Below are 23132 nucleotides of genomic sequence, written 5' to 3'. Positions count from 1 at the left end.
GCAAATGCTGGCAAATGACGAAACAGAAAGGCCGACGTCCCGGGCTGGGGACTTAAGTCTCCGGCCCGGGACGTCGGTGCTGAGCGCGGCCGTCGGCGGGTACCGCTGGTGCGGAGCGGTGTCCGTCGGCGTCAGCTTCGGCACCGGCTTCGGCTTCGGCTTCGGCTTCGGCTTCGGCTTCAGCTTCAGCTTCAGCTTCGGCTTCAGCTTCAGCGCCGGTGTACCATGCGCCCGCCGAGCACGGTCGCCACGCAGCTCCCGCCGCCGTGTTCGATAAGGGCGTCGTACGGGTCACCCCCGGTCGGTACCGCGAATACGGCCAGGTCCGCACGGGCCCCGGCGACCAGGGAACCGGCGTGGAGGTCCAGCGCCCGGGCGCCGCCGACAGTCGCGGCCTCCACCAGGCGGCGGTTGAGGTCGGGGGCACTGTATCCCTGACGCACCGCCAACTCCCGTGCCGCCGCCGCCTCTTCCCAGAGGTCGAGAGAGGGGGACGAGGCCAGCGAGTCGGTGCCGAGGGCGATCTGCGAGCCCTCCCGCAGGTAGGCGGCGATCGGTGGTTCCCCGGCCTGCAGGATCCGGTTGGACCGTACACACAGCGCGACCGCCGTACGGCGCTCGCGCAGCAGCGCGCGGTCCTCGTCGTCGCAGTGCACCCCGTGGGCGACGTGCACGTCCGGGCCCAGGCCCGCGAAGGAGTCGAGGTAGGCGGCGGGCCCGACTCCGCTGCCGTTGTCGAGCAGTTCCATCGCGAAGCCGAAGTTCCGGTTCAGTTCGGCGAACCTGCCCGTTCCGGTACGGATGAACTCGATTTCATGGTCCGTCTCGGCCAGGTGCGGGTGGAGCCGGAGCCCGCGGTCCCGGGCGATGGCGACACATTCCTTGAAGACCGCCGTGCCCACTGTGAACGGAGTGTGCGGCGACACTCCGACGGTCCTTCCCGCGGGCGCGGCGGCCAGCGCGTCGAGCAGCCGGGCGCGGCGCTCCTTGTCCCACAGTTTGTCGTCCGCGATGACTTCGAGGTAGGAGACACCGCCGATGCCGGAGCGGGCCGTCGGGGTGAGCACACATTCGTCGGTGACGATGTCGGCGACGGACGTCGTGCCGGAACGCAGCAGGTAGTGCACGCCGCGCCGGGCCGACTCCTGCCAGCGGGCCTCGGTGTAGTCGGCGCGTTGCGCGGTGAGAGTACGGATCCACTCGGGGAACGGCAGACCCGAGGAGGCCAGGTCGGCGAAGTCTGTGTACTGCAGGTGCGCGTGCGCGTTCACCAGACCCGGGGTGAGCACACCCGGCCACTGGCGGACCCGCGCCCGCGGGTGGGCGACGGTCAGGTCCTTGCGGGTCCCCACGGCCACGATCCGGTCCCCGTCGACGGCGACGGCGCCGTCCTGGATGGGGACGCTGGTGATCGGAAGGACGACATCAGCTGCGTGAACGGTCAACGACATGCGGCCCATCATCGCCGGTGCCAGAGTCTCCGACCTGCTGAGGGCCCTTGGTCGGCGTCGGCGTCACGACTGCGGGGGCCGTCGTCGATGGTGGGAGCGGCGATGCGGGTTGTGGATCGCCTAGTGCGGACAGAACGCATGGGTAACTTCCCCACGATTCAGCGGGAGAGAGCGGTGGATCGCGCACAAAAAAGTGGGCGCCGCCGGAGCGACGCCCACTCTGCAAAGAATTCCCTGCCACTGAGCGATCTTCAGCTCACCGCTCCACTACTCACCGCTCCACTACTCGACGGTCCGTGACTCAAGCGGTCCGTGACTCAAGCGGTCCGTGACTCAGCGGTCCGTGACTCGACGGTCCGTGACCCAGCGAACCGTGACTCAGCGAGCCTCGACGATCTTCAGTTCGACCCGCGGCTTCGGCGCGTCGAGCGCGGTCGAGGACAGGTGCGAGACCACACCGTCGTCCACCGGGTCGTCCGCCGGGTCGTCGTGCACGACGATGTGCTCGTACGTCGTCGCCCGCTGCGCCGGGGTACGGCCCGACGCGCGGATCAGCTCGATCAGCTCGATCCGGTTGGACCGGTGCCGCGCGCCCGCCGAGGAGACGACGTTCTCCTCCAGCATCACCGAACCGAGGTCGTCCGCGCCGTAGTGCAGCGTCAGCTGGCCGACCTCCTTGCCGACGGTCAACCAGGAACCCTGCAGGTGCGTCACGTTGTCGAAGAACAGCCGGCCGACCGCGATGATCCGCAGGTACTCCAGGAGCGTGGCCTGCGTCTGGCCGCGCAGTTTGTTGTTCAGCGGCTGGTAGGTGTACGGGATGAAGGCCCGGAAGCCGCCCGTGCGGTCCTGCACGTCGCGGATCATCCGCAGGTGCTCGATCCGCTCGGCGTTGGTCTCGCCGGTGCCCATCAGCATGGTGGACGTCGACTCCAGGCCGAGGCCGTGCGCCGTCTCCATGATCTCCAGCCAGCGCTCGCCGCTCTCTTTGAGCGGGGCGATGACCGTCCGCGGCCGTTCCGGGAGCATTTCCGCCCCGGCACCCGCGAAGGAGTCCAGGCCCGCCTGCTTGATCCGGACGATCGCGTCTTCGATCGTCGTGCCGGACACCTTAGCCATGTGCTCGACCTCGGACGCGCCCAGCGAGTGGATCACCAGCTGCGGGAAACGCTCCTTGATCGCGGAGAACGCCGTCTCGTAGTACTCGACGCCGTAGTCCGGGTGGTGCCCGCCCTGGAACATGATCTGCGTGCCGCCGAGGGTGACGGTCTCCTCGCAGCGGCGCAGGATGTCGTCGAGCTCCCGCGACCAGCCCTTCTCGGACTTCGGCGGGGCGTAGAACGCACAGAACTTGCACGCCGTGACACACACGTTCGTGTAGTTGATGTTGCGCTCGATGATGTACGTCGCGATGTGCTCGATCCCCGCGAACCGCCTGCGCCGGACCGCGTCCGCGGCCTGGCCCAACGCGTGCAGGGGCGCGTGGACGTACAGCGCCAGGGCTTCCTCGGGGGTGATCCGTTCCCCGGCGGCAGCCCGGTCCAGGATCGGCTGCAGTTCGTTACGTACGGCCGTCTCGCTCACAGGGCCCTCCACCAGGCTTGTTGTTGAATCCTCTACGAGGTTAGCCGTCACTGCTCACACCTCCGGCAGCAGCCGCACCCGGACGTCCGGGGCGTAGCCGGTGTCGTGTGCGGTGCGTCGGGCGAACTCGGCCATTCCGGCCAGGTGCCGCTCGCCGAGGGAGTAGTCCAGCGCCTCGGTGTAGTACTTCTCCAGCGTGGCCGCGTCGAAGGCCTCCCACCGGGCGACCTGGTCGCAGACCTTGGTGATGTTCTCCATGCAGAGGTCCCTGGACTCCAGGAACGCCCGGTGCACGTCCCGGACCTGCCCGGGGTGCGCAGCGAGGAAGTCCTTCCTGACCGCCCACACCGCGAAGACGAACGGCAGGCCGGTCCACTCCTTCCACTCCTGCGCCAGGTCGTAGACGTACAGACCCAGCCGGGGTGCGTCGTACAGCGTCGCGCGCAGCGCCACATCGCCGATGATCACGGCGGCGTCGGCGTCCTGCATCATCAGCGCGAGGTCCGGCAGGCTGGTGACATAGGTCGGCCGTACGCCGTAACGCTCTTCGAGGAGGAGCCGGCCGAGGCGGACCCCTGTCCGGCTGGTCGAGCCGAGCGCCACCCTGGCCCCGTCGAGTTCCTCGATCGGGACCTGCGAGATCAGCATCACCGACATCACCGGGCCGTCGGCGGCCACCGCGATGTCGGGCAGGACCACCAGGTCGTCGGCGTTGCGCAGGAACTCCACAACGCTGATCGGCCCTATGTCCAGGTCGCCGCGGACCAGGGCGTTGTTGAGGTTGTCCGGGTTGTCGCGGGTCAGCTCGACGTCCAGGAGCGCGCCGGTTCTGGCCAGGCCCCAGTAGATCGGCAGGCAGTTCAGAAACTGGATGTGCCCGACCCGCGGGCGCCGGAACGGGGTCTCCGCCCCCGCCGTGGTCGTGGCCGGATGTGTGGTCCCAGAGGTGTCGGTTGTGTCCACTGGTGAAGGCTACGCCTGCGCACTGTGGCCACTGGGTAGCGGTCTCCCGCGGAGCCGGGCACGCCGGCCGCCCCGAGCGTCACAGGCCCGCTACAGACCGGGTACAGACCGTCGGGAACGGCCGGATCCGAGCGAGGTTTCGAACAAGCTGGCATTCTCATCCCACAAATGCCGGGCGTCACACCCCGGCATCCAGGCTGTTTTTTCCCCCGCCCCGGGGGCCGACCCTCATATTCCGAGCCGTCAGAAAGGTACCGGTATGCATTCCGGCTCCCCCTCGTATCCGGCCGGCCCCGGTGGTGGTCCGTACGATGCCCAGCCCTATGTCCAGCCGCCCGCGACGCCCGAGTACGCGCCCGCGCCCACCCCTGGCTACGAACCGCCGCCCCCGCGCCGGGACGTCCCCGGCGCTCCCCGGCCCAGCCACCACCGGTCCGGACGCCCCACCCCCAAGCCGCCGCTCGCGGGTCTGCGCGGCTTCGTCGCGTTCGTGTGCCTGCTGTTCGCCGTACTGCTCACGGTCCCGGCGATGTCCTCCGTCTGGCTGCGCGGCGAAATCCTCGACGCCCAGGGCTTCAGCTCCAACGCGGACACCCTGATCGACGAACCGGAGATCCGCGCGGAGATTGCCAAGAGCATCACCGCCGTCGTGGGCGACCGGATCGAGAAGCAAGCCCCCGGCGTCGAGGGCAAAGCCATGGTCAACGGCGCGGTCCAGGTCATGATGGCCACTCCTGAATTCCACAAGGTGTGGAATGACGGCGTACGGACGGCTCACAGCGCCGTGACCGGCTCGCTTCTCGGCAAGGACAACGAAGCCGTGCAGGCCAGCGGCTCGCAGATCAAGGTGAACCTCAAGACGCCACTGACACCGCTGGTGAACGAGCTGAAGAGCCGTGGCCTCACGGTGTCACCGGACATGCTGCCGACGAGCATCCCGATCGATCTCGCCCAGGTGCCGCAGTCGAAGTCCGCGCAGGACGCCGCCCGTACGCTCGACGACCTCGGTTGGCAACTGCCCCTGGGCGCGGCCGTGCTCCTGCTCATCGGCCTCCTGGTGGCCGTCAACCGGGCCCGCGCGCTCGCGGTCACCTCGCTGGGTGTGCTGTTGATGAGCGCCCTCGTGCTGTTCATCGTCTCCGTCGCGCGCAGCCAGGTGGTCGACGAACTGGCCACCAAGACGACGATGAGCAGCGGTGCCACCGGTGTGGTCTACGACGTGTTCACCGACTCGCTGACCTCGATGTCGTGGATCGTGATCACGGTCTCCGGCGTGCTGGCGCTGGCCGGCACCGCGCTGGCAGGGATGCGGATGCGGCGGTAGGACTGGTTTCCCGGCTTGCCGGCGGCGGTCGCCTGACCACGGCGGCAGTCGTACCGTCTGATGAAAAAAATGGCTGTGACCCCGCACTCGGTGCGGGGCCACGGCCTCTGCCGGAACCTCAGCGCTTCAAGGCATCAGCAAAGCAGCGTCAGACAGTCGCCGGCTCGCGCAGTTCCTGCTTCTTCCGCAGCGGGACGACCGGCGCGTCCTGCGGCTCGTCCAGGTCACCGCTCGGGTTGTTGTACTTCTCCAGGTCGAGTGTGCCCTCGCGGGCCGCCACCAGGATCGGTACGGCGACTTGCCCGGCCACATTGGTAGCCGTCCTCACCATGTCCAGAATCGCGTCGATCGCGATCAGCAGGCCGACGCCCTCAAGCGGCAGACCCAGCGTGCTCAGGGTCAGGGTGAGCATCACGATCGCGCCGGTCAGACCGGCTGTGGCGGCCGAACCGACCACCGAGACGAAGGCGATCAGCAGGTAGTCGCCGATGCTCAGCGGGATGTCGAAGACCTGCGCCACGAAGATCGCGGAGATCGCCGGGTAGATCGAGGCGCAACCGTCCATCTTGGTCGTCGCGCCGAACGGCACCGCGAAGGACGCGTAGTCCTTCGGGACACCCAGACGCTCGGTGACGCGCAGGGTGACCGGCATGGTGCCGACCGAGGAGCGCGAGACGAACGCCAGCTGGATGGCCGGCCAGGCGCCCTTGAAGTAGTTGAGCGGGTTGACCTTGGCGACCGTGTAGAGCAGCACCGGGTAGACCACGAACATCACCAGGGCGCAACCGACGTAGATGTCGATGGTGAAGGTCGCGAGGGGCTTGAGCAGGTCCCAGCCGTACTGCGAGACGGACTTGCCGATCAGGCCGAGGGTGCCCAGCGGTGCGAGGCGGATGATCCACCACAGCGCCTTCTGCACGATCTCAAGGATCAGCTCGGCACCGCGGGCGACCGGCAGGGCCTTCTCGCCGATGGCGAGGATGGCCGCGCCGAGGACCACACCGAGGAACACGATCTGCAGGACGTTGCCCTCAGTGAACGCCGCGAAGACGTTCTTGGGGACGATGCCGGTGATGAAGTCCAGCCACGAGCCGCTGTCCTTCGGGGCCTTGGCCTGCGACAGGTCGAGCTTGACGCCCTTGCCCGGGTCGGTGAGCAGGCCGATGACCAGGCCGATCGTCACCGCGATCAGCGACGTGGCGAGGAACCAGAGCAGCGTACGGGTCGCCAGTCGCGCAGCGTTGTTCACGTTGCGGAGGTTGACGACACTGACCAGGATCGCGGTGAAGACGAGCGGCGGGACGGCCAACTTGAGCAGCTGGACGAACATGCTGCCGACGCGGGTCAGGGTCTCGTCGAGCCAGGCGACGTCCCACTGACGGGCGACAAAGCCGAGCACGACACCGAGTATCAGGCCGGAGATGACCTGAACCCAGAATGGGATCTTCTTGAATGAAGCAAGCACGAGGGGACTCCTGGGGCGGCCGGGCACGGCCAGGCGGGTTTGCTGCGGGGAGGGGCGCGCTTCGGGAGACGGCTCCGAAAAGCGCGGGCAAGCCGGGACGGCCGCAGGATCCTGTGTACGGGTGCGACTGGACGTGTCGGATCCGTAGAGCTGAAACAGGAGAGAGGTGGGGAAGCATTCCCACCGGCGCGGCCGCAGCGGGCTCACGCGAGGGGACCGGTTAGTCCGGGCCTGGGAAAAGGCAGGTCAGGCGGTGCGGCCGGTCAGATCGCGGAGCGGAGACCGCTGCGACACAGGTCGCCGGAGCAACGGCACAGGTCGACGTGCCGACGTGCCACGAGGAGGAGCTCCCCGTGCGCCTGCTGCGCGTCGTGTGTCTGTGCACTAAACATGTTTCGGAGCATAACCCGTTAGTTGAAGATATGACAAAACACTTTTTGGTCACGGATGTGACACCGGCATGACGATCAGCGACGACCTGCGACAACCAGGCCGGATACGCCGACGGGTGCCGGAGGTCACGGTTGAACGCGACCTCCGGCACCCCGGAAGCAGAAGCCGACCGGTTGGTCAGCGCGGAGACCTCTCGGCGGGCCGCAGCTCAGCGGGACGGGTCTCAGCAGGAAGCGTCCCGGCAGACCGCGCGTCCGCGGGCTGGGCGTCCACAGACTGCGCGTTTGCCGGTTGCGCGCCCGCGTCCTCCGCGTCCGACTCGTCCGCGATCTTCGCCTTGGCCCGCTCGACCCGCTCCACCAGCGCGGCGGACATCGCGTCACGCTCACTGTTGAGCGTGAAATAGCTGACCAGGCCGGAGAGCGCCAGCGCGATGCCGACGGCCAGGATGCCCACGCCGTTGCCACTGAAGTCCATGGCGTAGAAGATCCCCCACACCGCGGCGAGGATCACTGCGAACAGACCGAGACGCATCAGCGTGTAACGCAGGGCGGGGTGTGACTTCATGGCCTCAGACTTCCATCTCGGCGGTTTTCTCCTCAGGACCAGTACAACACCTCACCCGCAACCGCACGCATCCGGCACTGTGCGCGCTCTGACGCACGTCTCCGGCGCACGATCCGGCGCCGTGCGTCCGGTCAGGTCCGGTCGGTCAGGTCCGGTCGGTCAGGTCCGGTCGGTCAGGTCCGGTCGGTCAGGTCAGGCCAGCGGCAGGTACATCGCGCTGTCGTCCGGGTCGTCGCCGTCCGCGTTGCGGTCAAGTCGTCAAAGCCTCATCGGCTGCGGCGTGTCACGGCGGGCCGGGTCCGGGCCTTCGTACTCGCGGATGATCTCGTAGCGCGTGTTGCGCTCGACCGGGCGGAAGCCCGCGTCGCGGATCAGGTCGAGGAGGTCGTCGCGGGTCATCTTGTTCGGCGTGCCGAAGTCGTCCGCGTCGTGCGTGATCTTGTACTCGACGACCGAGCCGTCCATGTCGTCCGCGCCGAAGTTCAGCGAAAGCTGAGCGGTGGTCAGGCCGTGCATGACCCAGAAGCACTTCACGTGCGGGACGTTGTCGAACATCAGGCGGGAGACGGCGAAGGTCTTCAGCGCCTCGGCGCCGGAGGCCATCGTGGTCTTCGCCTGGATCCGGTTGCGGACCTTGCCGTCGCGCGCGTCGTGGAAGTCGTGCTGGTAGCGCAGCGGGATGAAGACCTGGAACCCGCCGGTCTCGTCCTGCAGTTCACGCAGGCGCATGACGTGGTCGACGCGGTGCTTCGGCTCTTCGATGTGGCCGTACAGCATCGTCGCCGGCGTCTTGAGACCCTTGGCGTGGGCGAGGCGGTGGATCCGCGACCAGTCCTCCCAGTGGGTGTCGTGGTCGACGATCTGCTTGCGGATCTCCCAGTCGAAGATCTCCGCGCCGCCGCCGGTGAGCGACTCCAGGCCGGCTTCGATCAGCTCGTCGAGGATGTCCGAGGCCGACAGGCCGGAGATCTTCTCGAAGTGGTGGATCTCCGTCGCGGTGAACGCCTTCAGTGAGACGTTCGGCAGCACCTTCTTCAACTCGCTGAGCGAGCGCGGGTAGTAGCGCCACGGCAGCGACGGGTGGAGGCCGTTGACGATGTGCAGCTCGGTGATGCCGTCGGGCTCCATCTCCTTGGCGAGCCGGACCGCCTCCTCGATGCGCATCGTGTACGCGTCCTTCTCGCCCGGCTTGCGCTGGAACGAGCAGTACGCGCACGAGGCCGTGCACACGTTGGTCATGTTGAGGTGACGGTTGACGTTGAAGTGGACGACGTCGCCGTTCTTCTGTGTCCGCACGTGGTGGGCGAGCCCACCGAGCCATGCCAGGTCGTCGCTCTCGTACAGGGCGACGCCGTCCTCGCGGGACAACCGCTCCCCGGCGAAGACCTTCGCTTCGATCTCCTGCTGCCAGCCGCGGTCCATGCCCGCCTCCTCATTACCTGCTTTTGTTCGCTGCCGGAACCGAGGTTACGCCCAAGCCGGACGTGTCTTCGGAGCCGGTGGGGTCAAGTCCGGCAGCGGGCGGTCAGACCTGGTCCTCGTCGGGCATGTCGGCGACCCGGTGCTCCCACTTGGTGGACAGCACCACGGTGGTGCGGGTCCTGGCGACACCGCGGATGCTGGTGAAACGCCGGACGACGTGTTCGAGACCGGCCACGTCGGACACCCGGACCTTGAGCATGAAGGAGTCGTCGCCGGCGATGAACCAGCAGTCCTCGATCTCGCTGACGTCGCGCAGCCGGTGCGACACGTCGTCGTGGTCGGCGGCGTCGGACAGTTGGAGGCCGATGAGCGCGGTGACGCCCAGCCCGATGCTGGTGGGGTCGACGGTCGCCCGGTAGCCGGTGATGACTCCACCGGTTTCAAGCCGGTTGAGGCGTTCGGTCACGCTCGGCCCGGACAGGCCGACCAGCCGGCCGAGGTCGGCGTACGACGTTCGTCCGTTGACCCGCAGCGCCTGGATGAGTCGGCGGTCCACCGCGTCCATGGTCTGTCTCCCGTTATGATGACGGGCCACCGGACCGGCGCAGAGTCTGCCGGGAGAACAGTAACCAGTCTTTAGTTTCCTTAGTATCGAGCAGTCTATAGCTTCGATTCGAAGGAAACAGGACCGGACTCCTCGCGGGCTCCCCCGAGGACGCCGTCCCAGCGCCGGAACAGCGTGTGCGGGACGCCCAGCGCGTCGAGCACCTTCCCGGCGACGAAGTCCACCAGTTGCTGGACGTCCCGGGTGCCGGCGTAGAAGCCGGGCGACGCCGGGAGGACGACCGCACCGGCCTCGTCGAGCCGCACGAGATGACGCAGTGTCGTCCCCGTCAGGGGGGTCTCCCGCGGCACGACCACCAGCGGGCGGCGTTCCTTGAGGTTCACATCCGCCGCGCGCTGGAGCAGGTCTTTGGACAGCCCGAGCGCGATCCCGGAGACCGAGGCGGTGGAGGCCGGGACGACGACCATGCCCTTGACCGGGTACGAACCGCTCGACGGGCCGGCGGCGAGGTCCCCGGCCGGCCAGTAGCGGACGGCGTCGGCGATGAGCTTCGGATCGACGCCGGTCCAGGTGGCGAGGTCGTCCTGCCAGTGCGAGTCGCGGAAGCGGATGCCGGTCTCGTCGAGGATCGTCAGCCGGGCCGCCCGGGAGATCACCAGGTCGACGGTCTCCCCCGCGTCGAGCAGGCCGCGGATCACCGCTGCGGGATACGGAGTGCCCGAAGCTCCGGAGACTCCGACGACCCAGGGCCGACGGGGCTCAAGGGAGGACTCGGCTTGAGCGGACGCGGTCTGAGAAGAACCGGCCTGGACGAACGCAGCGTGCATGCGGTCCATTGTGGCCGGACTCCGGCGCGGTCCCGAGACCGGGCCGAGAGGGAACGAGTATCCGTACTCAGGTTTTTTCCCCAAGTCCGTCGCCGCTGTCAGGTAATCAGTACGTTGCCGACGTTCGATTCGAACGCACACAGCACAACCTTGGGGGCCCGTGTTCCGTTCATCCCGATTTGCCGTTGCCGCGATAGCGACCGTACTGCCGCTCGCGTTTCTGACCGCGTGCGGATCAACCCCGCAGGCCGCGGCGGTGTCGCCGGTGGGCAACAGCGGCGAGGACAACACCAAGCTCAGTGACAAGCAGCTTGCCGAAAAGCTGGAGATGTCGGTGGACCTGGCCTATGCGAAGTCGTCCGTGGATGTCACGCCCAAGATTCCGGGCGCGGCCGAGACGGTCGACCTGGACAAACTGATGGAACTGGTCGACAAGATCTACGAACCGGTCGTCGTCGGCATGGACACGCCCGACCACCCCGGTTTCAGGGAGGGCTTCCCGGGTTTCCCGGGCTCCCCCGCGCCGGGCCCCGGCGCAGATGTGCGGGACCCGGGCGGCAGCACCCCGGCGAGTGGGGTCCCGCCCACTCCCCCGGCCCCCGGCGGATAACTCGCTTATCGTGGAACTGCGGAACGGAAAGAGTCATTTGCGCGTCTTGACCCTTACATGCAGTTTCCCGAGCCCCTGGAGTACCCCGTGCGTCGCTTCCCGCGTACCGCCGCTGTCGCCGTCGTAGTCCCGCTCGCGCTGCTGGCCGCGGCCTGCGACTCCGACGGCGGTGCCCCAGCCAAGACCAGCGGCGTGGCCGCGCTGGTCGGCAACAGCGGTGACGACAACACCAAGCTCACCGACGAGCAGCTGACCAAGAAGGCGACGGACGCCCTGCTCGCGATGAAGGGCGTGGAGGTCACCGCCAAGGGTGCGAGTGGCGACGCTCCGATCGACGTCGGCCTCAAGGTCAACGACAAGCAGCAGGCCGAGGGCAAGGCGACGGTCAAGGGCAAGACCGCGGACCTCGTCCTGGTCGACGACACGGCGTACGTGCGACTCGCACCCGGCACCGTGCAGTTGTTCCTGGACGAGCTGAAGGCCCAGGATCAGAAGAAGGGCGTAGCCCCCGAGGGGGACCAGGCGTTCGGTACGCCCCTGTTCACCGCGGGCGCGAAGCTGATCGAGGGCAAGTACGTGAAGCTCTCCGGTGCCAAGGCGAAGCTGGCCAGTGCTCCCACCAGCGCGGGCGGGGCCAAGGACCTGTTCGGCGGCATCCTGGGGACCGCGGCCGACGGCGCGAAGAAGCCGGTTGTCACCCGCGGCGCGGTCACCGAGATCAACAACGTGAAGGTGATCCCGCTGATCACCACCGCGGAGGACCGCAGCGTCGCCACGGCCTACATCCCGGCGCAGGGCAACCCCTTCCCCGTCCGGTTCACGGCCGACGTGAAGGGCGACGGTTCGGTCGAGACGTCCGTCGACCTGACGTACGACAAGCTGAAGGCCGACTTCACACCGAAGGCCCCGGCGGCCGGTGACACGGTGGACCTGGACGCGCTGTTCGCGTCCTTCGGCGCGAAGAGCTAGAAGGCCACTGAAAATCACAGCACGCACCACACGTCAGGCCCCGGCGGATTCCTCCGCCGGGGCCTGATGTTTTTCGAAAAGCTCTGGTACGGGGTTCTCTACGGCTCTTGTACGGCACGCCCTACGGGCGCAGTCCCCGCACGACCAGGTCGAGCAGTGCGAAGCAGAACAACGAGATCCCGATGAACCCGTTTGTCGTGAAGAACGCCCGGTTCAGCTTCGACAGGTCGTCAGGCTTGAGGAGTGAGTGCTGGTAGACGAACGCGGCGGCGGCGACCACCAAGCCGAGCCACCAGAACACCCCGGCGCCGGAGACCGCGCCGAACCAGATGAACAGCAGCATCGTGACGACGTGTGCGGCACTGGAGGCGTACAGCGCGTTGGAAATGCCCCAGCGGGCCGGCACCGACCGGACACCGTGTGCGCGGTCGGCGGCGACGTCCTGGATTCCGAAGATCAGGTCGAACCCGCCGATCCACGTGCCGACGGCCAGGCCGAGCAGCATTCCCTGCCAGGACCAGTCGCCGGTGATGGCGATCCAGGCGCCCAGCGGACCGATGGCCTGCGCCAGGCCCAGGATCGCGTGCGGGACGTCAGTGAACCGTTTGCCGTACGGATAGACCACCATCGGGATGACCGCGATCGGGGCGAGCAGCAAACACAGCTTGTTGAGCAGCCCGGCGGAGACCAGGTAGATCACCAGTGCGACCAGCGCGCCGGTCCAGGCCGTACGGACGGACAGCGCGCCGGTGACCAGCTCCCGGGTGGCCGTGCGCGGGTTCTGCGCGTCGATCTCCCGGTCGATGATGCGGTTGCAGGCCATGGCGAACGTCCGCAGGCCGACCATGCAGATGGTGACCAGGAGCAGCTTCCACCAGTGGACGCGCTCGTCGGTCTGGTACATCGCGGTGAAGGCGGCGATGTACGCGAAGGGCAGCGCGAAGACCGAGTGCTCGATGAGCACGAGGTTCAGGAACGAGCGGACCGGGCCAACCCCGCCTGGGCGGGGACTGTCGGCCTTCGCCCTGCCGTCGGGCAAACTACTGGATTCGCTCACAGTCCGTATTCCTTCCAACGCCTCGTCACCTGTTCGGCCGTCTCCGGGTCCGAACTCACCATCTCCGGCCAGCCGCCGTCCCGCGTGTACCCCTCCTCGGGGAGTTTGCGCGTGGCGTCGACGCCGGCCTTCCCGCCCCAGAACTGCTGGTACGAGGCGTGGTCCAGGTGGTCCACCGGACCTTCGGTGACCACCAGGTCGCGGGCGTAGTCGACGTTGCCGAAGGCTCGCCAGGCGACCTCGTGGTAGTTGTGCACGTCGCAGTCGGAGTCGACCACGATGATCAGCTTGGTCAACGACATCATGTGCGCGCCCCAGATCGCGGACATCACCTTCTGCGCGTGCTTGGGGTACTTCTTGTCGATCGACACGATCGCGCAGTTGTGGAAGCCGCCGGCCTCAGGCAGGTCGTAGTCCACGATGTCCGGCACGATGATCTTCAGCAGCGGCAGGAAGAAGCGCTCCGTCGCCTTGCCGAGCGGGCCGTCCTCCATCGGGGGGCGGCCGACCACGGTCGACTGGAGGATCGGCTTCTTCCGCATCGTCACGGTCGTGATCGTCAGCGCGGGGAACGGCTCCTGCGGTGTGTAGAAACCGGTGTGGTCGCCGAATGGGCCCTCGGGCAGCATCTCGCCGGGTTCCAGCCACCCTTCGAGGATCACCTCGGCCTCGGCCGGGACCTGGAGCGGCACGGACACGCAGTCGACCATGTCGATGCGCTTGCCCGCGATGAACCCGGCGAAGAGGTATTCGTCGATGTCACCGGGCAGTGGCGCGGTCGCCGCGTACGTCACGACCGGCGGTGCGCCGAAGGCGATCGCGACCGGCAGCTTCTCACCGCGCTTGGCCGCCACCTGGTAGTGGTTCCGCGAGTCCTTGTGGATCTGCCAGTGCATCCCGATGGTGCGCTTGTCGTGCCGCTGGAGCCGGTAGAGGCCCAGGTTGCGGACGCCCGTCTCAGGGTCCTTCGTGTGCGTCAGGCCCAGGTTGAAGAACGACCCGCCGTCCTGCGGCCAGGTGTGCAGCGCGGGGAGCCGGTCGAGGTCGACGTCGTCACCGGTGAGCACGATCTCCTGGCAGGGCGCGTCCTTGACCTTCCGCGGCGGGATGTGCGACACCGCGCTGAGCTTTCCGAAGGCCTCGCGGATGCCCGTGAACCCCTGGGGAAGCTCCGGCTTGAGCAGCCCGCCGATCTTGTCGGAGATGTCCGCGTAGGACTTCAGGCCCAGTGACTTCAGCAGCCGGCGGTCCGTACCGAAGACGTTCATCGCGATCGGCGTGTCACAGCCGCGCACGTTCTCGAAGAGCAGCGCGGGGCCGCCCGCTTTGTTCACCCGGTCGGTGATCTCACCGATCTCAAGGTGCGGGTCCACCTCGGCGCGGATGCGCTTGAGGTCGCCGTCCTTCTCAAGTGCCTTCAGGAAGGCGCGCAGCGTGGGGTATGCCATGGGAGCCAGTATCCGATACGGGCGGTTTTCCGGTTGCGCCGGTGCCTACGGTGGGTTGTGTCGCGCGGGAGGAGCAGAGTGCCTAAAACAACGGTGTCTGAAACAGCGGGGTCCGGAACAGCGGGGTCCGGAACAACGGTAGTGCGGTCGGTTCTGGAATCAGTAGTGGTGCACGCGGCCGGGGCGGTGTGCCGGCGCCGGGCGCGGTTCACGCTCACCGGCGAGGAGACCCGGGTCCGCATCACGGATCTGCCGGTCACGATGTTCGAACACGCACTGCGCGGGACGGTGGTCGAGGGCCCGGAGGGGCTGCGGGTGACCGACGTGCGGGCGGCGTTCGAGGTGGAGGTGCGGGAGGCGCCCGAGTTGCCGCGACTGCGCCAGGACTACGCCGCGGCGCAGGCCCGGGTGGAGGCCGTCCGAGCCGTACGCGACCGGTTGACCGCCGAGATTGAGGAGACTGCCGGGTTCCGGGCCGTCCCGCCGCAGACCGTCCGCGGGGCTCCGCCCCGTACGGCATCGGTTGATTCCGTGCTCGCGCTGGCCGGGTTCGTGGACGACCGGTTGGCTGGTCTCCAGGAGCGGCGCACAGCAGTCCAGACCGAGCTGGACGCGCTCCAGCACGAAGTGGAAGTGCTCAGCCGGCGGTTCGGCGTGCTCGACGCGGAAGCACCCGAGTACGCGCGGACAACCTGCTCGGCGGTGGTCACCCTGGACAGCTTCGCCCGCAATGGCACAGTGGCCGGCGAAGTCGTAGTAGAGCTGGAGTATCAAGTGCCCGGGGCCCGCTGGGTCCCCGTCTACCAACTGCGACTCGACTCCGGCATGACCGGGGGTTCGCTGGTCATGCGTGCCTCCGTCGCGCAGCGCACCGGCGAGGACTGGTCCGGGGTGCGCCTGGGCCTGTCGACCGCGGATCTCGACCGTCGTACGGATCTTCCCGACCTGCTGTCCCTGCGGATCGGGCGGCGGCAGGCCGCCCCGGCGGCCGCCGGGTGGCGGGAACCGCCGGCCGGCCTCGACGAGTTGTTCGGCGGTTACGACACGGCGGTGGAGGCTCGCCGCGCCACCGGGATGTTCGCCGTCGCGGCGGGCGCGTGTGGTGGGACGACGGCTCTTCCGGTTGTGGAGGCGAGGAGGGGACCGGCGGGGGACGCCTCCGCTTACGGTGCGTCGCCCGCAGCCCCGGGTGCCCCGTCCCCGGCCGCCCCGCGCATGCGGGCCGCCCCCGTGGCCCCGATGCTGGCGATGGCCCCGCAACAGGGCGGTACGGCGGTCTTCGACGCTGTCCCCCCGCCCGCCGATCCTGGGCCGGTCGCCCCGTCCGACGATCTGCTCGACTACGCCGCGCTGCGGCTGGCCGGTCCTGGCGAACCGGAGTCCGTACGGGGCCGGTTGCGGCCCGGCGCGGGTCCGGGGTCGGACGCGGTGGTCACCGAGTTCCACCGGCGGGCGCATTCGGTCACCCGGCTCTCCTTGCCCGCGCACGCGCGTCCGGTGCGGGAGTCCTCAGGCTCCTTCGACTACCGGTTCGACGCGGCGACCGATGTGGACATCGAGGCGGACGGCGGCTGGCACACGGTTCCGGTGTGTGAGGTGTCCGTAGGTCTGGCACCGGAGTTCGTCACCGTCCCGGCGGTGGACGCGTCGGTGTACGGCACGGTCAGGCTCGCCAACACTTCCCCGCACGCGCTGCTCGCCGGACCGGCCGACGTGACGGTCGGCGGGGAGTTCCTCACCAGCGTGCCGCTGCCGACGCTCGCCCCCGGTGACAATGCCGCCGTCGGTGTCGGTGTCGTGGAGAGCGTGCAGGTCGCCCGTCGTACGTCGATGAGCGAATCGACGGCGGGACTCGGCAACCGTACGACGGTCCTCGACCACAAGGTCGAGGTGGACGTGGTGAACCTGCTCGGCCGACCGATCGTCGTTGAGGTCCTGGAGCGGATCCCGACCTCGTACGACAAGGATGTGCGGATCGAGGAGCGGCCGACCGACGCGTGGGAGACGCCCGCCGAACCCCGGGACGGCTCGTACGTGCACGGCACGCGGGTGTGGCGCATTGACCTGACGGCCGGTCAGACGCGCACGCTGACCGGCGGATACGAAATCCGGATCCCGTCCGGGAAGACCATCGTCGGCGGAAACCGGAGGGCGTGAACCATGAACCCTGCTTCGTTGCACTCTGCTTCATTGAAGGCTGATTCGCTGAAGGCTGATTCGTTGAACACGGCGACCCTGCCGATCACTTCGGTGACGGTGCTTGAGGACCGCGCCCAGATCACCCGCAGCGGAACGGTCGAACTGGCAGCCGGTGCGCAGCGGTTGCGGATCGGCCCGGTGACCCCGCTGGCCGTGGACCGGTCACTGCGCGCGGAGGTCTCCGCGGGTTCCGTGGTCGACGCGCGGATCGTGCGGGTCTCCGAACCCGCACTGCCGTCGGAGGACGACTCCCCCGCCCGCCGGCTCGTCGGCGAGCTCAGGCAGCGGATCGCGGCGGCCGAGCTGCGGCAGCAACGGGCCGAAGCCCGACTTGAGTTGGTCCGTCAGGCCAAAGCGGACGTACGGCGGGACATCTGCGAAAGCGCCGGGGCCGGTGCGGCCGACCCGGATCGCTGGGTCGGGCAGACGGAGGCCGTCGCGACCGCTGAGGAGTCGGCCGGTACGAACTTGACTTCCGTACGCGCGGATCTTGGTTCGTTGCGCGAACGGCTGCGGGAGGCGCAGGCCGCGGTGCACCGCACTGAATCGGAGCCGGAGGAGGTCACCGCCACGGTTGAGATCGTGGTGGAGGCGGCCGGTGCCGGGCCGGTCGAGTTGACGGTCACTCATCTGGTGCCGTGCGCGCTGTGGCGTCCGGCGTACCGGGCGCGGCTCGGCTCTGACGTGTTGCGCCTCGAATCGGACGCTGTGGTGTGGCAGGAGACCGGTGAGCAGTGGACGGATGTGCGATTGTCCTTCTCCACCGCGCGTCCGACCCTCGCGGCCCGGCCGCCGCAGCTGGTCGACGACGTGCTGGCCCTCCGGGACCGTACCGACCTGGAGAAGAAGACCGTCGATGTGGACTTGCGGGAGGAGGAGATCTCCTGCGTGGGCACGTCGGTCGCGCATGAGCTGCCCGGTGTCGACGACGGCGGGGAAGTCAGGGTGCTGCATGCGCCTTCCCCCGTCACCGTGCCGTCGGACGGCCGTCCGCACCGTATCCGACTGAGCGGATTCGACGCGAAGTGCCGGATCGAGCACGCGTGCGTTCCGGAGCTGTCCCCGTTGGTGACCCAGGTCGCCTACGCGGCGAACGAGTCCGATCATGTGCTGCTGGCGGGCCCGGTCGACCTGATCCGCGACAGCGGTTTCATCGGGCGCGGGCAGCTGAAGTTCACCGCGGCGGGCGAGGAGATCCGGCTGCCGTTCGGCAGCGAGGACGTCTTCCGGGTGGTCCGCGACGTGACCGAGACCCGGGACAGCGGGACGTTCACCGGCCGTACGGTGATCACCCGGACGGTCACGCTGTTCCTGTCCCACCTGGGGAGCCCCGGCGGCGAGCCGCTGCCGGTCACCCTGCGCGAGCGCGTCCCCGTCTCGGAGGTCTCCGCCGTCGGTGTCGCGGTGAAGCGCGACGTGTGCTCCCCGCCGCCGTCCGAGGTGGACGAGCAGGGCATCGCGCGGTACGACCTGCGGCTTGAGTCCGGGTCGCGGCAGCGGGTGGTGCTGACCTACGAGATCACGGCTTCGGGGAAGGTGAGTGGGCTCTGAGAGGCTCCACGATCAGTGGCGCGCGGCCCGTTCCTTGATGTGCGCGTAGACGGAGTCGTCCATTTCCTCAACGCTTCGCGACTTACCGCTGTTAAACACCGGTAAGTCGCGACGTGGGTCCGTCTTCACGGCGGCCCTCTCAGCTGAATCGGTCACGTGGATACGACCTTGACGCGGTCACCACAGAGGCGCTCCATGTCGTCGGCATCCGAAGTGACAACGATCAACGGCCCCGGCATACTCAACGCCGTTGCGGCGACGACTGAGTCAATCGCGTACTTGTGCCCGTGCAATCCAGCTGCCGCCAACAGATCGAGAGCGAGCCAGCTGATCTCCTGGGTCACTGGCTCGATGCGCAAGCGCGACACCGCCCACCGGAAACGATCCGACTTCGTCCGCTGGTCATAAGCCTCAAGCAGAGTGAGGCAGCTGACCGCCACTGCCACATCCCCCTCTTGCGCACGACGAACAATTTGGTTGACGCGTCGGTCGCAGGCGACCAGTTTGGACAAACCGTCGCAGTCGAGGATCAGCGTGCCGCGGCTCAGCCGACCGTGTGCCCGGACCACTCCCCGCCCCCCTCTCGTTTCTGACCGGGCTGCACCCAGCGCTGTTCGGCCTGGCGGAAGATTCCGTCAACCTCGCCCAGTTCCTCCGGGGTCGCCGGCTCCAGTTCGGCCTCGTTGGCTTGGAGCAGTTCCTCCAGGAGATCCCGTTCGAGCTGTCGCTCGACGGCGCTGTTGACGTACGCGGACACACCCCGACTGCCCACACGATCCTTCACAGCTTCCAGGCTGCCTGACCGCAAGGACACACTCACCTTTACGGCGGCCCCCGAGCCAAGGCCGGATACAGCTTTACCTCTAGTCATGGATTCACGCTAACACAAGAAGTAGCAATTGAAGTAGCAAATATTCCCTGGACCGCCTATCGCGCCCGTCCGACAGCGGCGACCCGGAAGTCCCCGCCCGCGCAGCCGGCCTGGGCCTGTCAGCGCCCGGGAGGTCGTAGGCTGGGCGGTGTCCCCGGTCACTTTTTAGGAGTCCCCGTCATGCTCAGGGTTTTGCCACTTCTTTTGGCCCTCGCTGCGGGCATCTACGCGTTCATCGACTGTGCGACCACCGAGGAAGAAAAGGTCCGCAACCTGCCGAAGCTCGCATGGGTGTTCATCATCCTGCTCTTCTCGGTGCCGTTCCCGCTCGGTTCGATCGGCTGGTTCGTCGCCGGCCGGGCGCGGGGGGAGCGGGTCGGCGGCTACGGCCCGGCGGCCGGTGGACGGCGCGGTGGCGCACAGACCGCCCCGGACGACGACCCTGAGTTCCTTGCCTCGCTGCGGAAGAGCAACGAAGCCGACGCGGACCTGTTGAAGCAGTGGGAAGAAGACTTGCGCCGCCGTGAGGGCGAGCAGCAGGACGAGGACGGCAAGGACCAGCCGAAGGGCTGACTGGTCTCTACACGGACGCGTTCGGCGCCGGGCGCTTCCACTGTCATCCCACGCTCGACGGCAGCATCAGCCAGTCTTTTGTCGCGGGTTGCCCCTGCCGCAGCGTCAACTCCTACCGTGACTGTCATCGCCGGAACACTCCGGCGGAAAGTGACACATCAGGAGTAAGCGATGTCCTGGTCGATCACCGAAGTGGCCCGACTCTCCGCGGTGACCTCGCGGACGCTGCGGCACTACGACGAGGTCGGGTTGCTGAAGCCCGCGTTCATCGCGGCCAACGGCAACCGGGACTACGGCGAGCCCGAACTGCTGCGGTTGCGGCGCGTCCTGCTGCTCCGGGAGCTGGGCCTGGGACTGGCCGAGGCCGGCGCGGTCACCCGGATGACCGGCTGACGCCCGCCGAAGCCGCCGCGAGGCTCCGGCCGATCTCCGCGACCCGCGTCCCTGAAGTCTGCGCGCCGAAGCCGCGCAGGCTGAGGATGAGCAGCAGTTCGCCGTCGGATGTCTGTACGGGTGCGCTGACCGCCCCGACCCGGTAGTTCACGTCCGGGTCGAGTTCCGTCACCTGCCCGATGGAGGCGTGGCCGCCGCCCAGTTCGGCGGCCAGGGTCTCGACGATCCGGCGCAGCCTGGCGGCGGACGGGCCTTCGAGTTCGCGGTCGAGCAGGTCGAGGGTTTCGCTCAGCCCGCTTTCGACGTCGGTGACCAGTTCGACCGCATAGCCGCGGTCCCGTGCGCCGGCGACCGCGCGGGTCAGTTTTGTCCGGGATTCCTCATCGTCGGCGGCGTCCAGCCAGCGTTTCAGCGTCTGTTCGTCGGCCCACGGGACGTAGCCGATGCCGAGCGGCGGGGCGATGGGGGCCTGGTCGCCGATGCGCAGCTGGGATTCGCGCGCGCGGGGCGACCGTACGACCTGCGCGATCGTCACGTGGGCCTCGCCGGGGGTGAGCGCGAAGCAGGTGAGGGCGTAGTTGTCGCGCAGGCGTTCCATGGCGGGGCGGGCGAGGTCGAGGATGTCCAGACCGCGGGCCGCCGCCCGGCCGACGCTCAGCAGCGCGGGGCCGAGCCGGTAGGTCTTGCGGACGGGGTGGCGGATCAGCCACCCCGTCTCCAGGAGCGCGGCGAGCATCGGGTGGCAGGTGGCCGGGGTGACCGCGAGGTGGCGGGAGATCTCGGAGAGTGTCAGCCCCTCGTCGGGGCGGTCCGCGATGGCTTCCACGATCGAGACGAGCCGGTCGGTCTGTGGCGAGGGTCTGGGCACTGGGGGGTCCTTGGTGGAAACAGCCTTGGCGGGAACAGCCCCGTGGGGAACAGCCCTGTGGGGAACAGCCCCGTGGGGAACAGCCCCATGGGGAACAGCCCCATGGGGAACAGCCTTGCGGGCGAAGGCTTTGGGCCGCACCGTACTCAATCTCGATCTTTTTGCATAGTGCGCATATTGACGCGCACAGTGCGCAGCCGTACGGTCCGGTCCAGCAAGCCTGACGGCTAATCAGCTCACCTCTGGAGGGCCACGATGTACGACCTGAAGATCACCGGCGGCACCATCGTGGACGGCACCGGCCAGGACCGGTTCGTCGGCGACATCGCGGTCAGGGACGGAAAGATCGTCGCGATCAGCCGGGACGGTGCGCTGGACGGCGAGGCCGCCGCGACCATCGACGCCACCGGCCAGATCGTCACTCCGGGCTTCGTCGACGTGCACAGCCACTACGACGGCCAGGCGACCTGGGACGAGGTGCTCGACCCGTCCGCCTCGCACGGTGTGACCACGGTCGTCGCCGGGAACTGCGGCGTCGGCTTCGCCCCGGTGCGGCCCGGTAAGGAGGACTGGCTGATCAGCCTCATGGAGGGCGTCGAAGACATCCCCGGCACGGCCCTGGCCGAGGGCATGACGTGGGGCTGGGAGACCTTCCCGGAGTACCTCGACGTGCTGGAGCGGCGGCGGCTCTCGATGGACATCGGCGTGCAGATCGCGCACGGTTCAGTGCGCGCGTACGTCATGGGTGACCGCGGTGCGAACAACGAGACGGCTGAGCCCGCGGACATCGAGGCGATGGCCGTGATCGTCCAGGAGGGCGTTGAAGCGGGGGCGCTGGGCTTCTCCACCTCGCGTACGGTCACCCACAAGGCGATGGGCGGCGAGCCGGTGCCCGGCACTTTCGCCACTGAGGACGAGTTGTTCGCGCTCGGCCGGGCGATGGCCCGCGGCGGGCGCTCGGTGTTCGAGCTGGCGCCGACCGGCGTCGCCGGTGAGGACCTGGTCGCCCCGGCCAAGGAGGTCGACTGGATGCGTCGTCTCGCCGAGGAGATCGGCATGCCGGTGTCCTTCGGTCTGATGCAGGTCAACGCCGCGCCGGACCTGTGGCGCGACCTGATGGCCGAGTCACTGCGCGCGCACGACGCGGGGATTCCGCTCTACCCGCAGGTGACCGCACGCCCGTTCGGCATGCTGACCGGCTTCGACACCCGCAACGCGTTCAGCAAGCGGCCGGCGTTCCAGGCTCTGTACGCCAGGCGCGCTTCGGGTGAGCTCACGTACGGCGAATTCATCGCGGAACTCGCGAAGCCCGGCGTCAAGGTGGCCATCCTCGACGGGACGGACCTGCCGTCCGACCCGACGATCCCCGGCGACCAGGTCAACGTCGCACTCCAGCACATGACCGACCGGATGTACCCGATGGCCACCGTGCCGGACTACGAGCCGCTGGCCGACGAGACCGTGGCGAAGGTCGCCGAGGCCCGGGGCGCCGGTGTGCTGGAGACGCTGTACGACCTGATGCTCGACGACGAGGGCATGGCCATCCTCATGGTCCCGTTCTTCAACTACTCCGACGGCGACCACAACGCCGTACGGGAGATGCTGACGCACCCCGCAAGTGTCTTCGGCCTGGCCGACGGCGGCGCGCACTGTGCGATGATCTGCGACGCGTCGCAGCCGACGTACATGCTGACCCACTGGGCCCGGGACCGGACGCGCGGCGCGCAGCTGCCGCTGGAGTTCGTCGTCCGCAAGCAGACGATGGACACCGCCGGGCTGTTCGGGCTCACCGACCGGGGTGTGCTGACCGAGGGCAAGCGGGCCGACATCAACGTGATCGACCTGGACACGCTGACCCTGCACCGCCCGCGCATGGTCCACGACCTGCCGGCCGGCGGCGGGCGGATGCTCCAGCCGGCCAGCGGCTACACGGCGACGATCGTCGCGGGCGAGATCACCCGCCGCAACGACAAGGACACCGGGGCGCGGCCGGGACGGCTGATCCGCGGGGCCCGCTAGCGGACGGAACCGG

21 protein-coding genes and 1 pseudogene are annotated in these 23132 nt (G+C 68.4%); 8 read left to right on the top strand and 14 right to left on the bottom strand.

The genetic code is table 11. The features are described from left to right. Positions 1–209: 209 nt before the first annotated feature. From AC0Z36_RS00390 to AC0Z36_RS00380, 3 genes are all read right to left on the bottom strand, one after another. Positions 210–1451: an amidohydrolase family protein gene (locus tag AC0Z36_RS00390; RefSeq protein WP_485460552.1), complete on the bottom strand. Its 1242-nt coding sequence runs from the start codon at positions 1449–1451 to the stop codon at positions 210–212. A 378-nt stretch (positions 1452–1829) separates the two neighbouring features. Further along, complete coding sequence (mqnC, locus tag AC0Z36_RS00385; RefSeq protein ID WP_485460551.1) at positions 1830–3035, bottom strand: cyclic dehypoxanthinyl futalosine synthase; 1206 nt, start codon at positions 3033–3035, stop codon at positions 1830–1832. Positions 3036–3089: 54 nt separating this feature from the next. Then, positions 3090–3908, bottom strand: coding sequence for a menaquinone biosynthetic enzyme MqnA/MqnD family protein (locus AC0Z36_RS00380; RefSeq protein ID WP_485460664.1), 819 nt, complete (start codon positions 3906–3908; stop codon positions 3090–3092). Positions 3909–4257: 349 nt separating this feature from the next. On the opposite strand from AC0Z36_RS00380, the gene AC0Z36_RS00375 reads away from it, so the two are divergent. Next, complete coding sequence (locus AC0Z36_RS00375; protein WP_485460550.1) at positions 4258–5322, top strand: hypothetical protein; 1065 nt, start codon at positions 4258–4260, stop codon at positions 5320–5322. Between the two features lie 148 nt (positions 5323–5470). Here AC0Z36_RS00375 and AC0Z36_RS00370 read toward each other — a convergent pair whose 3' ends face one another. The 6 genes from AC0Z36_RS00370 to AC0Z36_RS00345 form a co-directional block, all read right to left on the bottom strand. After that, a complete protein-coding gene (locus tag AC0Z36_RS00370; protein WP_485460663.1) occupies positions 5471–6820 on the bottom strand; it encodes a dicarboxylate/amino acid:cation symporter in 1350 nt (449 codons plus the stop codon). A 230-nt stretch (positions 6821–7050) separates the two neighbouring features. Further along, complete coding sequence (locus tag AC0Z36_RS00365; protein WP_485460549.1) at positions 7051–7179, bottom strand: hypothetical protein; 129 nt, start codon at positions 7177–7179, stop codon at positions 7051–7053. Between the two features lie 178 nt (positions 7180–7357). Then, entirely contained in the window at positions 7358–7747 is a 390-nt protein-coding gene (locus tag AC0Z36_RS00360) for a DUF4229 domain-containing protein (protein ID WP_485460548.1), read from the bottom strand. 258 nt (positions 7748–8005) lie between these two features. Continuing rightward, positions 8006–9169: an aminofutalosine synthase MqnE gene (mqnE, locus tag AC0Z36_RS00355; RefSeq protein WP_485460547.1), complete on the bottom strand. Its 1164-nt coding sequence runs from the start codon at positions 9167–9169 to the stop codon at positions 8006–8008. Positions 9170–9272: 103 nt separating this feature from the next. After that, positions 9273–9734, bottom strand: coding sequence for an Lrp/AsnC family transcriptional regulator (locus AC0Z36_RS00350; protein WP_485460546.1), 462 nt, complete (start codon positions 9732–9734; stop codon positions 9273–9275). 95 nt (positions 9735–9829) lie between these two features. Continuing rightward, positions 9830–10561, bottom strand: coding sequence for a UbiX family flavin prenyltransferase (locus AC0Z36_RS00345; RefSeq protein ID WP_485460545.1), 732 nt, complete (start codon positions 10559–10561; stop codon positions 9830–9832). 160 nt (positions 10562–10721) lie between these two features. Here AC0Z36_RS00345 and AC0Z36_RS00340 point away from each other — a divergent pair, with 160 nt between their 5' ends. Further along, positions 10722–11171, top strand: a complete 450-nt coding sequence (locus AC0Z36_RS00340) for a hypothetical protein (RefSeq protein WP_485460544.1) — start codon at positions 10722–10724, stop codon at positions 11169–11171. A gap of 87 nt (positions 11172–11258) precedes the next feature. Further along, positions 11259–12140, top strand: a complete 882-nt coding sequence (locus tag AC0Z36_RS00335; RefSeq protein WP_485460543.1) for a hypothetical protein — start codon at positions 11259–11261, stop codon at positions 12138–12140. 121 nt (positions 12141–12261) lie between these two features. Here the strand turns inward: AC0Z36_RS00335 and mqnP are convergent, their stop codons facing one another. Continuing rightward, positions 12262–13179, bottom strand: coding sequence for a menaquinone biosynthesis prenyltransferase MqnP (gene mqnP, locus AC0Z36_RS00330; RefSeq protein ID WP_485460662.1), 918 nt, complete (start codon positions 13177–13179; stop codon positions 12262–12264). Between the two features lie 14 nt (positions 13180–13193). After that, positions 13194–14645: a menaquinone biosynthesis decarboxylase gene (locus AC0Z36_RS00325; protein ID WP_485460542.1), complete on the bottom strand. Its 1452-nt coding sequence runs from the start codon at positions 14643–14645 to the stop codon at positions 13194–13196. A gap of 141 nt (positions 14646–14786) precedes the next feature. Here AC0Z36_RS00325 and AC0Z36_RS00320 point away from each other — a divergent pair, with 141 nt between their 5' ends. Next, complete coding sequence (locus tag AC0Z36_RS00320) at positions 14787–16802, top strand: DUF4139 domain-containing protein (protein WP_485460541.1); 2016 nt, start codon at positions 14787–14789, stop codon at positions 16800–16802. 63 nt (positions 16803–16865) lie between these two features. Beyond that, a complete protein-coding gene (locus AC0Z36_RS00315; RefSeq protein ID WP_485460540.1) occupies positions 16866–18395 on the top strand; it encodes a mucoidy inhibitor MuiA family protein in 1530 nt (509 codons plus the stop codon). 152 nt (positions 18396–18547) lie between these two features. Here AC0Z36_RS00315 and AC0Z36_RS00310 read toward each other — a convergent pair whose 3' ends face one another. Together AC0Z36_RS00310 and AC0Z36_RS00305 are read right to left on the bottom strand one after the other, a co-directional pair. Beyond that, positions 18548–18964 (bottom strand): DNA-binding protein, encoded by a 417-nt coding sequence (locus AC0Z36_RS00310; protein WP_485460539.1) that lies wholly within the window; start codon positions 18962–18964, stop codon positions 18548–18550. Next, entirely contained in the window at positions 18940–19179 is a 240-nt protein-coding gene (locus tag AC0Z36_RS00305) for a CopG family transcriptional regulator (RefSeq protein WP_485460538.1), read from the bottom strand. Before AC0Z36_RS00305 ends, AC0Z36_RS00310 begins: the two co-directional genes overlap by 25 nt. Positions 19180–19446: 267 nt before the next feature. Between AC0Z36_RS00305 and AC0Z36_RS00300 the strand changes: the two genes are divergently transcribed. Together AC0Z36_RS00300 and AC0Z36_RS00295 are read left to right on the top strand one after the other, a co-directional pair. After that, complete coding sequence (locus AC0Z36_RS00300) at positions 19447–19839, top strand: PLDc N-terminal domain-containing protein (RefSeq protein ID WP_485460537.1); 393 nt, start codon at positions 19447–19449, stop codon at positions 19837–19839. A 171-nt stretch (positions 19840–20010) separates the two neighbouring features. Then, positions 20011–20214: pseudogene (locus AC0Z36_RS00295) on the top strand (MerR family transcriptional regulator); the annotation flags it as partial. Here AC0Z36_RS00295 and AC0Z36_RS00290 read toward each other — a convergent pair. Further along, entirely contained in the window at positions 20213–21100 is an 888-nt protein-coding gene (locus tag AC0Z36_RS00290; protein WP_485460536.1) for an IclR family transcriptional regulator, read from the bottom strand. The pseudogene AC0Z36_RS00295 and the gene AC0Z36_RS00290 overlap by 2 nt on opposite strands. 255 nt (positions 21101–21355) lie before the next feature. On the opposite strand from AC0Z36_RS00290, the gene AC0Z36_RS00285 reads away from it, so the two are divergent. Next, positions 21356–23119 (top strand): N-acyl-D-amino-acid deacylase family protein, encoded by a 1764-nt coding sequence (locus AC0Z36_RS00285; RefSeq protein WP_485460535.1) that lies wholly within the window; start codon positions 21356–21358, stop codon positions 23117–23119. Positions 23120–23132: the final 13 nt, after the last annotated feature.

The sequence above is a fragment of the Kitasatospora sp. UYEF31 genome (assembly GCF_057291755.1).
Note: the sequence above shows the minus strand (reverse complement) of the source record. Positions and strands in the feature narration are given on the sequence as shown.

Coding starts and splice junctions, on each gene's coding strand:
- AC0Z36_RS00390 (WP_485460552.1), bottom strand. CDS start 1,451: ATGTCGTTGACCGTTCACGCAGCTGATGTCGTCCTTCCGATCACCAGC.
- AC0Z36_RS00375 (WP_485460550.1), top strand. CDS start 4,258: ATGCATTCCGGCTCCCCCTCGTATCCGGCCGGCCCCGGTGGTGGTCCG.
- AC0Z36_RS00365 (WP_485460549.1), bottom strand. CDS start 7,179: ATGTTTAGTGCACAGACACACGACGCGCAGCAGGCGCACGGGGAGCTC.
- AC0Z36_RS00360 (WP_485460548.1), bottom strand. CDS start 7,747: ATGAAGTCACACCCCGCCCTGCGTTACACGCTGATGCGTCTCGGTCTG.
- mqnE (WP_485460547.1), bottom strand. CDS start 9,169: ATGGACCGCGGCTGGCAGCAGGAGATCGAAGCGAAGGTCTTCGCCGGG.
- AC0Z36_RS00350 (WP_485460546.1), bottom strand. CDS start 9,734: ATGGACGCGGTGGACCGCCGACTCATCCAGGCGCTGCGGGTCAACGGA.
- AC0Z36_RS00345 (WP_485460545.1), bottom strand. CDS start 10,561: ATGCACGCTGCGTTCGTCCAGGCCGGTTCTTCTCAGACCGCGTCCGCT.
- AC0Z36_RS00325 (WP_485460542.1), bottom strand. CDS start 14,645: ATGGCATACCCCACGCTGCGCGCCTTCCTGAAGGCACTTGAGAAGGAC.
- AC0Z36_RS00300 (WP_485460537.1), top strand. CDS start 19,447: ATGCTCAGGGTTTTGCCACTTCTTTTGGCCCTCGCTGCGGGCATCTAC.
- AC0Z36_RS00285 (WP_485460535.1), top strand. CDS start 21,356: ATGTACGACCTGAAGATCACCGGCGGCACCATCGTGGACGGCACCGGC.